This window comes from Tritonibacter scottomollicae, from assembly GCF_003003215.1.
Taxonomy (GTDB): domain Bacteria; phylum Pseudomonadota; class Alphaproteobacteria; order Rhodobacterales; family Rhodobacteraceae; genus Epibacterium; species Epibacterium scottomollicae.
This window is the reverse complement of sequence record NZ_PVUF01000005.1, coordinates 49025-61431: the sequence shown is the minus strand read 5'-3', so window position 1 is coordinate 61431 and position 12407 is coordinate 49025. Positions and strand designations below refer to the sequence as shown.

Here is a 12407-nt window from a genome sequence, read left to right as displayed (position 1 = left end):
AATGCTGTCAGCCCTCTGATCTCACGCGGCTTTTCCCGGCAACTCCATGCTCGAAATGCAATTGCGCTAGATTATTCCTCGCATGCCTGTCCAAAATGCTTTATGAGATAGTTTAGTGTTAAACTACCTAAACTTTAGGGGGAGCCAGCCGTTATGGCCGCAAGAAAAAGCGCTCAGAAATCAAATGTTTCCGCCGAAGAACTGACCAAATACTACCGCGAGATGCTGTTGATCCGGCGATTCGAGGAAAAAGCAGGTCAGCTTTACGGCATGGGCCTGATCGGGGGCTTCTGTCACCTCTACATCGGTCAGGAAGCGGTTGTTGTTGGCCTTGAGGCCGCAGCCGAGGACGGCGACAAGCGCGTCACATCCTACCGCGACCACGGCCATATGCTCGCCTGTGGCATGGACCCGAACGGCGTCATGGCCGAATTGACCGGTCGCGAGGGCGGCTATTCCAAGGGCAAGGGCGGCTCCATGCACATGTTCTCGAAAGAGAAGCATTTCTATGGTGGCCACGGCATCGTCGGCGCGCAGGTGCCGCTCGGCGCCGGCCTGGCTTTCTCCGACAAATACAAGGGCAATGACCGCGTCACCTTCACCTACTTCGGTGACGGCGCGGCGAACCAGGGTCAGGTCTACGAGACCTACAACATGGCCCAGCTCTGGGATCTGCCAGTGGTCTTTGTGATCGAGAACAACCAATACGCCATGGGCACCTCCGTCCAGCGCTCGACCAAGTCGCCTGCGCTGTGGAAGCGCGGCGAGGCCTACGGTATCGCGGGCGAGGAAGTGGACGGCATGAATGTGCTGGCGGTGAAAGAGGCCGGCGAACGCGCCGTCGCCCACTGTCGCGCAGGCAAGGGTCCCTACATCCTCGAGGTGAAGACCTACCGCTACCGCGGCCACTCCATGTCCGACCCCGCCAAGTACCGCACCCGTGAAGAGGTGCAGAAAATGCGCGAGGAACGCGACCCGATCGAACAGATCCGCGAGATGCTGCTGACTGGCAAGCATGCCTCGGAGGAGGATCTCAAGGCGATCGACAAGGAGATCAAGGACATCGTAAGCAAGTCCGCCGATTTCGCCAAGGAAAGCCCGGAGCCCGCGCTCGACGAGCTTTGGACAGACATCTATGCCGCCGACGTGCCGCAGAAAAGCGCCTGAGGGGAGAGACCAAGACTATGGCAACTGAAATTCTGATGCCCGCCCTGTCGCCGACCATGGAGGAAGGCACGCTGGCCAAATGGCTGGTCAAAGAGGGCGATACCGTAAATTCCGGCGATATCCTCGCCGAGATCGAAACCGACAAGGCCACCATGGAGTTCGAAGCCGTGGATGAGGGCACCGTCGGCAAGATCCTGATCGACGAGGGCACCGAGGGCGTGAAAGTGAACACGCCCATCGCCATTCTCGTCGAAGAGGGCGAAAGCGTCGAGGATGCGGTCGCCGCAGCCCCTGCCGCTGACACCTCGGCCCCGGAAGCCGCCCCGGCAGAGGCTGAAAAAGCCCCGGCCAAGGCCGCTGCCCCCAGCGCGCCCGAGGTGGACGAAAGCCCCGACTACCCCGAGGGCACCGAAATGGTCTCCACCACGGTCCGCGAAGCCCTGCGCGACGCCATGGCCGAGGAGATGCGTGGCAGCGAAGACGTCTTTGTCATGGGTGAGGAAGTCGCCGAATACGAAGGCGCTTACAAGATTACCCAAGGCTTGCTGGACGAATTCGGCTCCAAGCGCGTAATCGACACGCCGATCACCGAGCACGGCTTTGCCGGCATCGCCACTGGCGCTGCCTTTGGTGGCCTGCGTCCCATCGTGGAGTTCATGACCTTCAACTTCGCCATGCAGGCGATCGACCACATCATCAACTCCGCCGCCAAGACGCTTTATATGTCCGGCGGTCAGATGGGCGCACCCATGGTGTTCCGCGGTCCCAACGGCGCCGCCGCCCGCGTCGGCGCGCAGCACTCGCAGTGCTATGCCGCATGGTACATGCAGATCCCAGGCCTCAAGGTGGCGATGCCCTACTCTGCCGCCGACGCCAAGGGCCTGCTGAAATCGGCAATCCGCGACCCCAACCCGGTGATCTTCCTCGAAAACGAGATCATGTACGGCAAGTCCTTCGACGTGCCGAAGCTGGATGATTTCACCGTACCGTTTGGTAAGGCGAAGATCTGGCGCAAGGGCGATGATGTCACCATCGTCTCCTTCGGCATCGGCATGACCTACGCGCTCGAAGCGGCGGAAAAGCTGGCCGAGGATGGCATCAACGCCGAGGTCATCGACCTGCGCACCCTGCGCCCGATGGACCTGCCCGCGGTGATCAAATCGGTGATGAAGACCAACCGTCTGGTCACCGTCGAGGAAGGCTTCCCGCAGGGTTCCGTCGGCGGCTATATCGCCTCCGAGGTGATGCAGCAGGCGTTTGACTATCTCGACGCGCCGATCATCACCTGCACCGGCAAGGACGTCCCAATGCCCTATGCCGCCAACCTTGAAAAACACGCGCTGATCACCACCGACGAGGTGATCGAAGCGGTGAAGCAAGTGACCTACCGCTAAAGGAGAGCAAGGATGCCCACTGAAATTCTCATGCCCGCCCTCTCTCCCACCATGGAGGAAGGCACGCTGGCAAAATGGCTGGTCAAGGAGGGCGACACTGTCTCCTCCGGCGATCTGATTGCCGAGATCGAGACCGACAAGGCGACCATGGAGTTCGAAGCCGTGGACGAAGGTGTCGTCGGCAAGATCCTCATTGCTGAGGGCTCCGAGGGGGTGAAGGTCAACACCCCCATCGCGGTCCTGCTGGAGGATGGTGAAAGCGCCGATGATATCGACACATCGGCGGCTAAACCGGAAGCGGCCCCCGCCGCTGACGCGGATAAGGAGGCGGCCTCCGAAGGAGGCTCCGACGCAGCCGCTGCCCCCCCCGCCGCCAGCGCAACCCCTGCCCCGGCCGCACCCGCTGCGGCGGATGGCTCGCGCATCTTTGCCTCGCCCTTGGCGCGTCGCATCGCGGCCGACAAGGGTCTGGATCTTGCCTCCATCAAGGGCTCCGGTCCGCGTGGTCGCATCATCAAGGTCGATGTGGAAAACGCCACCGCCGCACCCAAGGCAGAGGCAAAGACCACCGCGCCCGCCGCAGCTCAAGCTGCTGCTGCACCTGCCGGCCCCTCCGCCGATGCGGTGGCCAAGATGTACGAAGGTCGCGAGTTTGAGGAGGTCAAGCTCGACGGCATGCGCAAGACCATTGCCGCGCGTCTCACCGAGGCCAAGCAGACCATCCCGCATTTCTACCTGCGCCGCGACATCCAGCTCGACGCGCTGCTGAAGTTCCGCTCCCAGCTCAACAAGCAGCTGGAGCCTCGGGGTGTGAAACTCTCCGTCAATGACTTCATCATCAAGGCCGTGGCGCTGGCGCTGCAATCGGTGCCCGACGCCAATGCGGTCTGGGCCGGGGATCGCGTCCTGAAGATGAAAGCCTCCGATGTGGCCGTTGCGGTCGCAATTGAGGGCGGTCTGTTCACGCCGGTGCTGCAAGACTCCGACATGAAATCCCTGTCGGCTCTGTCGGCGGAGATGAAGGATTTGGCCAAACGTGCCCGCGACCGCAAACTCGCGCCGCATGAATACCAGGGCGGCGCCTTTGCGATCTCCAACCTCGGAATGTTCGGTATCGACAATTTCGACGCCATCGTGAACCCGCCGCATGCGGGCATTCTGGCCGTCGGTTCCGGCGTCAAAAAGCCGGTTGTCGGCGCCGATGGCGAGTTGACCGTGGCCACCGTGATGAGCGTCACCATGTCGGTCGATCACCGCGTCATCGACGGCGCACTTGGCGCGGATCTGTTGAAGGCGATCGTCGACAATCTGGAAAACCCGATGGTGATGCTCGCCTGATCTTTCGCCTGAGATCTCGAAATACAAAAGGCTCCCGTTTGCGGGGGCCTTTTTATTGCACTAAGTTCCTATCCCAATGGTCGCTTCGAGACCAAACGTACGTGTAAATTGCGTCAGTTCTGGAAGTCATCTTATATGTCCAAAGAGCCTGAGAACACCGTCTACTTCTATGCGCAAACAGACGCATATTCTGAGTTTTCCAACTTTGCGCCATATGGCGTCGCGCTTGAGGATCGGTGGTGGAGAACTGTAGAGCACTACTTTCAAGCAATGAAATTCTACGATGAGGATTATCGCGAACGCATCAGAAGTTGTGGGAAGCCGAAGGACGCTAAGGCACTAGGTATGACGAGAAGAATCCCACTCAGAGCCGATTGGGAAGAGGTCAAAGATACAATCATGTTGGAGGCCGTCAGATGCAAATTTATGACCCACGACGTTCCACAAAAACTGCTCATATCGACGGGAACCGCTCACATTGCCGAGAACGCCCCAATGGATGCTTATTGGGGGATTGGGCCAGACGGAAAGGGTCTCAATAGACTAGGTGAAATCTTGATGCAGGTTCGAGATCAGCTACAAGCGAACTAATGCTGCAACGCAGGTTTGACGCACCTAACCGCAGTTGGCCTCTCTGTTACGACCAAAAGACGTTGCTTGCCCCCGCCCTCTCACCATGTCCCAAATCTATGATCTGGTAGCGCTCGAACCGCCCCAACGGGTCGGTTGCTGCTCGCCCGTCGCTCGGAGCGGTCGCAGTGGCATTCCAATTGAGCGCGGCAAAATACCCCAGCGGAGCCATCTTTAGATATCTGCAAGCGGTTAACGCCGCGATGGCGGCGGGCTACTTGCCCGCCAAGACCTGGTTCATGCTGACGGAGGGTTGGTCGCATCCCGCCTCGCCGACGATCTTGGCCGGCACCCCGGCCACAGTCTTGCAAGGCGGCACCTCTTGCAGCACCACCGACCCTGCGGCAATGCGCGAACAGTGTCCGATGCGGATGTTGCCCAGAACCTTGGCCCCGGCGCCGATCAGAACGCCATCCTCGATCTTCGGGTGACGGTCCTCTTCTTCCTTGCCGGTCCCGCCCAGCGTCACCGAATGCAGCATGGAGACATTGTCGCCCACCACCGCCGTCTCGCCGATGACGATGGAATGGGCATGGTCGATCATGATGCCCTTGCCGATGCGAGCGGCCGGGTGGATGTCGACGCCAAAGATTTCCGAGATCCGCATCTGGAAGAAATAGGCCAGATCCCAATCCCCCTGCTGCCACAGCCAGTGGCCGACACGATAGGCCTGCACTGCCTGATAGCCCTTGAAATAGAGGATCGGTTGCAACAGCCGGTGGCAGGCCGGATCACGGTCATAGACCGCCATCAGGTCAGCGCGCGCCGCCTCGACCAATGCCGGCTCGGCCTCATAGGCGCCATCGACCACCTCGCGCAGGATCACCATGGACATTTCGTTGGAACAGAGCTTGGCCGCGATCCGATAACTCAACGCCTTGTCCAGCGTCTTGTGGTGCAAAATACAGGCGTGGATCAGCCCACCCATCAGCGGCTGTTCTGCAACCGCAGTCTCGGCTTCCTCGGTGATCCGGCCCCAAACGGGGTCGATCTGCCTGACGGCCTTGTGCGTATCCAACATAGGCTTGGTCCTTCTTGCGCGGCGTCTCCGCGCGCTCCGGGAGGGGCACCAGCTTATTCCGGCACCTCGGGGCTCAACTTAATGATCTAAGGCCTCGCTTGCAAAGCGCAATCCCTTGATGGCATTGATCAGCAAGCGTAATGTAACACAGGCGTGAAAATTACCTTGTGTCCACATGCGCTTACACCGCAAACTCATCGAAAATGTCGAAGAATCCCACTTGTCATGTATCAAGATTCGCGGCAAAATACTCGAGCAACCTTATCCTATCGAAGTTCTGTCTACCCGACCAGCTTTCGACGTTAAGCTGCCGGGTCGCCGCACGTTCGCGGGCGACAAAGACAAAAAGGAACTTTTAAAATGGCAAACGGTACCGTCAAGTGGTTCAACTCCACCAAAGGTTTTGGTTTCATCGAAGTTGATGGCCGCTCCAGCGACGTATTCGTACACATCTCCGCAGTAGAGCGCTCCGGTCTGACCGGTCTGGCCGATGGCCAGGCAGTGACGTTCGAGATCGAGGCAGGTCGCGACGGTCGCGAATCCGCCACCAATCTGGAACTGGCCTAAGCACCCAGCGGATCGTGCTCTTCAGCTGATCCGCCTCTGCTGAACCGACATTTGAACGCCCCGGCTACCATATGGTGCCGGGGCGTTCTCATTTTCGCGCGCGGGCTGCAGCAGCCAATGCCACGCGCAGGCAATGGGCATAGTCCCGGTCCCCCGGAAAGGGCTCTGGCGCCAACGGATAGCAGCGCGCCGCCCGGTCCAGAGATCCATCGCCCCAGCGCGGATGACAGCGGCCGGTGGCCTGCGCCTGACGTTTTGCCCGTGCCGCGCCCTGCAGGATTTGCCGACAGAGCGCCGCACGCCGGGGTTCCGGATGGGCCAGAAGCGCCCGCGCAAGGCTGCGAATATCTTCCCAGAGCACTGGTTGCTGCATCAGCCGAGGATCCACTCCGCCACCGGCCCGGCGCCATAGCGGGCGGAGATCTGCGCCACCTGCACCACATCGCCGGGGCTGGCGCCATCGCTGATCTGCATCGCCGCCGCATAGACCCACGCCGGGGTCGAGACACGCGCATCCCGCAGGACCGTCGTGCCCGAGAGCACTTGCACACGGTAGCGCTCGCTCTCCTCGCCCAAGGGCACCTCTTCCATGTCCCAGCTGTCGCCCTCGATCCGGGTGCGGCGGATCCAGTGGAACGCCATGTCATTGCCCAGACTATCCGGCGTACGCAAATGCACCGGCGCATAGGGGCGCAGGCCCGCGCCATCAAAGGCCGCAGAAAGCGCCACATAAGACGGGTCATCATAGGCCCGCCGTGCGGGGCCAAAGCGATAGTCGCGCGCAATCCGACGCTGGGAGATGGCAAGATCCAGCTGCTCCACAGCCGCATCCATAACCACCACATAAGACCCAACCGGCCAGGCCACCGGCATCACCCCGTCACTGCCGTATTGGCCGCGCAGGCGGTTGCGGATCAGATAGCGGTTGGGCGCGATCAGCTCGGCCTCAGCAAACTGGATCACCTCCCAGTTCTCCGGGCTGCCATCTCCGATCGCCAGCCGGTTTGCGCCACCCAGCACCGCAAGGTGCTCCTGACTGTCCAGTGTGCCAGCGATCAGTTCCACCTCGAGATCAGCGCCCCTGTCCCATCGCCCGATTGGCCCCGCCAGCAATTCCGTTCTGGTCAGCCCCACGGTGGCGCGGGCGGGCAGCAGCTCTTCCAGCGCAAACTCCCCGCCTAAGTCAGCACCATAGAGGGCAACCGCGCCCGGCCAGTCCTGCGCCGTGGCACAGACATGCGGTGCATGCGGCACCTCATCCCCGCGCATCAAGGGCAGATCGAGGAATAGCGGCAACACCGGCGTGGGCGCGGCAAAGGCATCATTACGCGGCAGATCCTCAGGCGTGGCCAGCGGCTGATAGACCACGGGTTCAATGCGCACAGCCTCCAGGATCTGCGCCTCGGCCTGTTCCACCCGGTCCACCCGGTAGCGCGCCGCGCCCTCACCGTCCTGCCCCGGCAGGCGCACCACATCGCCCGCCGCAACCTCCAGCGCGCGCGAGGGCGGCAGGGCAAAGCGTGCGGTGTCACGCGAAATCCGTGCCTCCGCCAGCCAGCGCTGCACCACCTGCCGCCCCTCGGCGCGGGTCAAGGCCATGGGCAGGTCATTCTGGCTCACCGCATGGGTGGCCTCGTCGGGCAGAACCGCTTCTTCGGCCACGGTGTCGTGGCTGCCGCCCCATTCGACAAAGCGCAGGCGCACCCGGCCCATCAGCTCTGCCTCGGGCATGCGGCTTTGTTCCTGATCGCCGTCCACCTCTGGCAGCACCGCCAGCGCATCCGTCTCCAGATCCAATGCGTTCAGCCCGTCGCGCAGCCGAAAGATCAGCGTGCCATCGCGCTCGATCGCGTCAAAGCCGTGGCGCAGCATCAGGGGCTGCAAGGCACTACGCGCCTCCGCCACGTCATAGACTGCATAGCCGCGCACAATACCCCAAAGCTGGCTTGCGTCGATCTCCGTCACGCCCGCCTCCCGGCAGATCTCCGTCACCACAGAGGCCAGCGTGCGCTGCCCCGCGCGCCCGTTGAGCCAGTGCCCGCGTGCGTAATTCTCGCCATCGTCCCAGACCTCCACCCGGTTGGGAAAGGCCGGAAAGGGCCGCGCGTCCCAGGCCCAGACATAGGCGTGGCTCAGGTCCACCATCGCGCCGCCATAGGCGCTGGAAGTCGGATTATGCGCTGCCTCCTGCCAGTATGTCAGCTGCGCGCGCAGGTACTGCTGTTGGATCAGATCGTCGCGCAAGCCATTGGAGGCACGCGGTAATTGCGATTCAGAGCTTTTGGGATCAAGGAATTTGTTCGGCTCATTGGTGCCCTTGTCGATGGCCGCACAGCCGAGTTCGGTGAACCAGATCGGTTTGGATTGCGGCACCCAATCGGTCGCGGTCTCGGACCGCACCCCGCCAATCCGGTCGTGATGCGGCAGCGACCACCAGCTGCGGATGTCCTTGTTGCGATAGATCCACGGCTCATCATAAGCACCATCGGTGATCGGCGTGCGGATCTGCGCCGCTTCGGCCTCAGGGGAATGATAATACCAGTCATAGCCCTCACCGCCCTCGATATTGGCCTTGAGGTAGCCGAGATCATAGATCGCAGGCCACTCCTGCGCGTCGAGATGATCCTCCCCCTCGCGCCAGTCGCTGAGCGGCATGTAATTGTCGATACCGATGAAATCGATCTGCGGGTCGGACCACAGCGGATCGAGGTGAAACAGATGGTCGCCCTCCGGCGTCTGATAGCCGAAATACTCTGACCAATCCGCCGCATAGCCCAGTTTGACCTCCGGCCCCAAGAGCGCGCGCACCTCGGTCACAAGATCCTTCAGCCCCTGCACAAAGGGAAAGCCGCTCGCCCCCCGGATCTGCGTCAACCCGCGCAGTTCCGAGCCGATGCAGAACGCCTCGACGCCGCCAGCCGCTGCACAAAGTGCTGCGTAATGCAGAATAAATCGGCGAAAACTCCACTCATCGGGGCCGTGATAGCTCACCTGCCCGCCCGAGATAGTGAAATCGCTGGCCTGTGCGGTGCCCAGAAAGCTAGCGACCTCCGTATCCGCGAGCGCAGTGCCATCCGGGCTGCCTGCGCGCTCCGGCGCGGTCGAGAGCGTGATCCGCCCCCGCCACGGCAGCACCGGCTGGCCCTCGGCAGAGCTGTAGGGATCGGGCAGATCATTGCCCGCCTGCTGCTCCATCAGGATGAACGGGTAAAACATCACCCGCTTGCCTTGGGCGTTCAGGTGCTGGATGCCCTGCACCACCGCCTGATCCGCCGGGGTGCCGCCATAAACGGCTGCGCCCGCGTCCTTGATGACCTCGTCCGCACTGGCCCGGTTGAGCCCCGCCACCTGCCACGGCATCGACCCATCCGCCAGTTTTTGCTCCACCTTCGGCGCTAGGGTACAGTCACCACAGCGCAGATCGTCGCCAAACCAGCACACCACCATGGACACCGCCTCGGCCTGCGGCAGCTCCTCAGACAGCGCATCGACCGAGGCGACCAGATCGGTCGCGCCGGAGATCTGGTTGATATTGGCGGCTTTCTGCGCGCCGGGCCCGTGCTGCATATAGACCGGCTGGCTGGCCAGACTGTATTCGCCCGTGCCGGGGATCAGCGCCACGCCGGGCACAATCTGCGCCAGATCCTGGTCGTAGGTCTCGCCCGAGGGCTGCTCCGCGCGCAGCACCTCGAATGAGAACTGCGGCACCCGGTTGCCGAACCGCTCCAGATCGAGGTTTTCAAACACCACATAGGCGGTGCCGCGATAGGCAGGCACCTGGCCCGCGCCCTCCACCGCCTCCATCAGCGGGTCGGGCTGCTGGTCCTGACTGCCCCGGTAGACGGTCATATTGAGATCGCGCAGTGCGACCTCCTCGCCATCGGCCCAGACCCGCGACACCCGTGTGATCTCGCCCGCGCAGATCGCCACCGCCATCGACAGGCTGTAGGAATAGCTGGTGGTGGTGCGTTTGGGGGCAGAGCCCTTGCCGCCCGAGGATGTGGTGGTAGCGGTCTCGACAAACTCTGTCGCCCAGATCACCTGCCCGCCCAACCGCATACGCCCAAAGACCTGCGCCATCGGCTCACCATCGCTGCCGGTGGTGATGCGAAACCGGTCGACCTTGCCGGTTTCCACCGCAGCACTGCCACTGCCCAAGAGGCGCTCGTCAATGACCCGGCCCAGGGTTGCACCAACCGCGCGACCAATGATCGCCGTCGACAGCCCCGCCACAGAGCCGCCGATTGCCCCGCCCACGGCGGAGCCTGCCGCCGCCAGTACCAATGTCGCCATGATATGTCCTCCTCAGGGATCGTTGGGGTGGAGAAAGTCCGGGCCGCGGCCCGCTCGCTCACTCTGCGGGAAAGGCAAAGCGCGCCACGATGCGCCGCTGCCATGCGGGCGTCAGCGCGCTCTCGACCACGCCATGACCGCTGTAGGCATGGATGAAACGGGACGCGCTGCTTTGCAGGCCAAGGTGTTTGGCCACAGCACCCCCTTGCATACGAAACAGGATCACCTGACCGGGCGCTGCGTGGTGGACGGGCTGCATATGCCGCAGCGCCGCCCGCCACAGGCGTTCCTCGGTGCCGCGTTCGGCCCAGTCGCGGGTATAGGGCGGCACGGGTTCGGGTTCGGTGCCATATAGGCTGCGCCAGATGCCCCGGATCAGCCCGAGACAATCGCAGCCCGCGCCCCGCGTGGCCCCCTGATGTCTATAGGGCGTGCCCAGCCATTGCCGCGCCACACCTAGCGCCTCTGTGTTGATGTCGCGGCTCATCGGCGGCTGCCGCCGGTGTTCTGGCCATTGCGTTTGGGCACCGCCACCATCCAGTCCTCGCCGGGGATATCGGGAAAGCCCTGATAGTTCACCAGATTGTCGAACTTCAGCCGACAGGTGCTCATGCGCTTGTCACAGCCTGCGGTCAGACGCACCCGGTCACCGGGCTGAATATCCGCGCGGATCGGCTGCCAGAGGGTGATTTCACGGCGCTCGCTCATACTGTCCGACCGGATCGGTGCCCACAGACCAGCACCTGCGCCGCTCCGCACCGTGAGCCGCCCGCCGGTGAACCACTCCGGCGCGAACCCATCGAGCGCACCCCATGTGAAATGCTGCCCCTCGTCGATGTTTTCCACTGATACCTCAGTGACATAACCCGCAGTGTTGAGGTCAAACTCACACGCCGCATCCCCCAGAACCGCGCTACAGGGCGTCTGAAACACCCGCCCCAGCGGCTGGTTCAACCCTTCGGTCAGGCCGCGCAGCTCAGCCTCAAACGCGCCACCTGCGCGGCGGATCTCGCCCAAGGAGCCGCGAAATTGCAAGGCGCGCTGAGTGGTGTCGGCCCAGTTCACCAGCCACGCCCGCACCTCAGCCCCATCATAGCGCCCGGATTCAATATCCGCCTCGCGCACCGCATCGGAACTGAGTGCGCCGAGTGCTTCGCTGTTGTCGACCGCAAGCCCGGTGCTTTGCATCAGGCTGCGCGCCGTGAGGCCGGTTCCGGCGCGGAATGTCACGCCGTCAAAGCTCAGATCCCGGTCATGGTCGGTGAACCCCAGCGTCACCCCGTCGGCGCGACTGACGGCCCAAGCGCGGCACACCGTGGTGGTCCCAGATTTAAGATGCGTGTTTAAGCCCTCGCGATCCATCACACACGCACCTCCACCACTGGCACATTCGGGGCCTCGCCCGCCTGAAACGACGCCACCGAGGTCTGGATGCGATCCGTGTCAAAGCGGACAGGCACGTCGAACTCAAACCCGGCACGGATTTCACGGCCAATTTCCGGCACATAGGCCAGCGTCACCTCGCCCGTGGTCAGGTCGAGGTCATAATCCACACCCTCCACCAGCGCCTCATTGTCGATCCCAAGGCGCACAGTGCCCGCCACGGGTTTGCTGATCGGACGCAGGTATTCATGCGGGCCGGAGCGGTAGCGTTTGGCAAGTTGAAACCTGTTGGTGTCGCCATCACCCAAAGCGATCAGCTGATCCTCAAACGTTACATCCTGACCCGGCAGCGATGACGCATAGTCGGTCCAGTCCTTCCAGCGAAACCCATGGAGCTGGCCCTGGCGGGCCTCGAAAAAGGCAATCAGCGCGGCAATATCCTCAAGTCCGCGCAGGCCAAGCCCCGCATCATAACGCCGCCTTGCATGGGCCCATGGGGTGTTACGTTCCTCATGGCCATTGGCCAGCGTCACCACATCCGTGCGCCGCTCCGGCCCGCCAACAGAGCCGAAAGAGAGCGTCTCCGGGAAACGAACTTCGTGAAAACTCATGGG

Annotated in this window: 11 protein-coding genes; 5 read left to right on the top strand and 6 right to left on the bottom strand. The window is 62.6% G+C overall.

Going from position 1 to position 12407, the window contains the following annotated elements; translation table 11 throughout:
* The first annotated feature begins 153 nt into the window (after positions 1 to 153).
* The 4 genes from pdhA (at position 154) to CLV89_RS10060 (ending at position 4490) form a co-directional block, all read left to right on the top strand.
* A complete protein-coding gene (gene pdhA / locus CLV89_RS10075; RefSeq protein ID WP_106163539.1) occupies positions 154 to 1167 on the top strand; it encodes a pyruvate dehydrogenase (acetyl-transferring) E1 component subunit alpha in 1014 nt (337 codons plus the stop codon).
* Between the two features lie 17 nt (positions 1168 to 1184).
* Entirely contained in the window at positions 1185 to 2561 is a 1377-nt protein-coding gene (locus CLV89_RS10070) for a pyruvate dehydrogenase complex E1 component subunit beta (protein WP_106163538.1), read from the top strand.
* Between the two features lie 12 nt (positions 2562 to 2573).
* Entirely contained in the window at positions 2574 to 3899 is a 1326-nt protein-coding gene (locus CLV89_RS10065; RefSeq protein ID WP_106163537.1) for a pyruvate dehydrogenase complex dihydrolipoamide acetyltransferase, read from the top strand.
* A gap of 135 nt (positions 3900 to 4034) precedes the next feature.
* Complete coding sequence (locus tag CLV89_RS10060; protein WP_106163536.1) at positions 4035 to 4490, top strand: NADAR family protein; 456 nt, start codon at positions 4035 to 4037, stop codon at positions 4488 to 4490.
* A gap of 253 nt (positions 4491 to 4743) precedes the next feature.
* Here CLV89_RS10060 and cysE read toward each other — a convergent pair whose 3' ends face one another.
* Positions 4744 to 5550 (bottom strand): serine O-acetyltransferase, encoded by an 807-nt coding sequence (cysE, locus tag CLV89_RS10055; protein WP_106163535.1) that lies wholly within the window; start codon positions 5548 to 5550, stop codon positions 4744 to 4746.
* A 360-nt stretch (positions 5551 to 5910) separates the two neighbouring features.
* Between cysE and CLV89_RS10050 the strand changes: the two genes are divergently transcribed.
* A complete protein-coding gene (locus CLV89_RS10050) occupies positions 5911 to 6117 on the top strand; it encodes a cold-shock protein (RefSeq protein WP_106163534.1) in 207 nt (68 codons plus the stop codon).
* An 88-nt stretch (positions 6118 to 6205) separates the two neighbouring features.
* On the opposite strand, the gene CLV89_RS10045 is transcribed toward CLV89_RS10050, so the two are convergent.
* The 5 genes from CLV89_RS10045 to CLV89_RS10025 are packed head-to-tail and all read right to left on the bottom strand — an operon-like array spanning position 6206 to position 12404.
* Complete coding sequence (locus CLV89_RS10045; RefSeq protein ID WP_106163533.1) at positions 6206 to 6490, bottom strand: DUF7742 family protein; 285 nt, start codon at positions 6488 to 6490, stop codon at positions 6206 to 6208.
* The gene (locus tag CLV89_RS10040; RefSeq protein ID WP_106163532.1) at positions 6490 to 10410 is read right to left on the bottom strand and encodes a baseplate multidomain protein megatron; all 3921 of its coding nucleotides are present in this window, start codon (positions 10408 to 10410) and stop codon (positions 6490 to 6492) included. Before CLV89_RS10040 ends, CLV89_RS10045 begins: the two co-directional genes overlap by 1 nt.
* Before the next feature lie 58 nt (positions 10411 to 10468).
* Positions 10469 to 10897 carry an NlpC/P60 family protein gene (locus CLV89_RS10035; protein WP_106163531.1) on the bottom strand — a complete coding sequence of 143 codons (429 nt, stop codon included), beginning with the start codon at positions 10895 to 10897 and terminating at the stop codon, positions 10469 to 10471.
* Complete coding sequence (locus CLV89_RS10030) at positions 10894 to 11772, bottom strand: DUF2163 domain-containing protein (protein ID WP_106163530.1); 879 nt, start codon at positions 11770 to 11772, stop codon at positions 10894 to 10896. The genes CLV89_RS10035 and CLV89_RS10030 overlap by 4 nt, the downstream gene beginning before the upstream one ends.
* Positions 11772 to 12404, bottom strand: a complete 633-nt coding sequence (locus tag CLV89_RS10025) for a DUF2460 domain-containing protein (protein WP_009179225.1) — start codon at positions 12402 to 12404, stop codon at positions 11772 to 11774. Before CLV89_RS10025 ends, CLV89_RS10030 begins: the two co-directional genes overlap by 1 nt.
* Between the last annotated feature and the right edge of the window lie 3 nt (positions 12405 to 12407).

What these genes read in the sequence shown, in the direction of transcription:
- pdhA (WP_106163539.1), top strand. Translation starts at nt 154, where the DNA reads ATGGCCGCAAGAAAAAGCGCTCAGAAATCAAATGTTTCCGCCGAAGAA.
- CLV89_RS10070 (WP_106163538.1), top strand. Translation starts at nt 1,185, where the DNA reads ATGGCAACTGAAATTCTGATGCCCGCCCTGTCGCCGACCATGGAGGAA.
- CLV89_RS10065 (WP_106163537.1), top strand. Translation starts at nt 2,574, where the DNA reads ATGCCCACTGAAATTCTCATGCCCGCCCTCTCTCCCACCATGGAGGAA.
- CLV89_RS10060 (WP_106163536.1), top strand. Translation starts at nt 4,035, where the DNA reads ATGTCCAAAGAGCCTGAGAACACCGTCTACTTCTATGCGCAAACAGAC.
- cysE (WP_106163535.1), bottom strand. Translation starts at nt 5,550, where the DNA reads ATGTTGGATACGCACAAGGCCGTCAGGCAGATCGACCCCGTTTGGGGC.
- CLV89_RS10050 (WP_106163534.1), top strand. Translation starts at nt 5,911, where the DNA reads ATGGCAAACGGTACCGTCAAGTGGTTCAACTCCACCAAAGGTTTTGGT.
- CLV89_RS10045 (WP_106163533.1), bottom strand. Translation starts at nt 6,490, where the DNA reads ATGCAGCAACCAGTGCTCTGGGAAGATATTCGCAGCCTTGCGCGGGCG.
- CLV89_RS10040 (WP_106163532.1), bottom strand. Translation starts at nt 10,410, where the DNA reads ATGGCGACATTGGTACTGGCGGCGGCAGGCTCCGCCGTGGGCGGGGCA.
- CLV89_RS10035 (WP_106163531.1), bottom strand. Translation starts at nt 10,897, where the DNA reads ATGAGCCGCGACATCAACACAGAGGCGCTAGGTGTGGCGCGGCAATGG.
- CLV89_RS10030 (WP_106163530.1), bottom strand. Translation starts at nt 11,772, where the DNA reads ATGGATCGCGAGGGCTTAAACACGCATCTTAAATCTGGGACCACCACG.
- CLV89_RS10025 (WP_009179225.1), bottom strand. Translation starts at nt 12,404, where the DNA reads ATGAGTTTTCACGAAGTTCGTTTCCCGGAGACGCTCTCTTTCGGCTCT.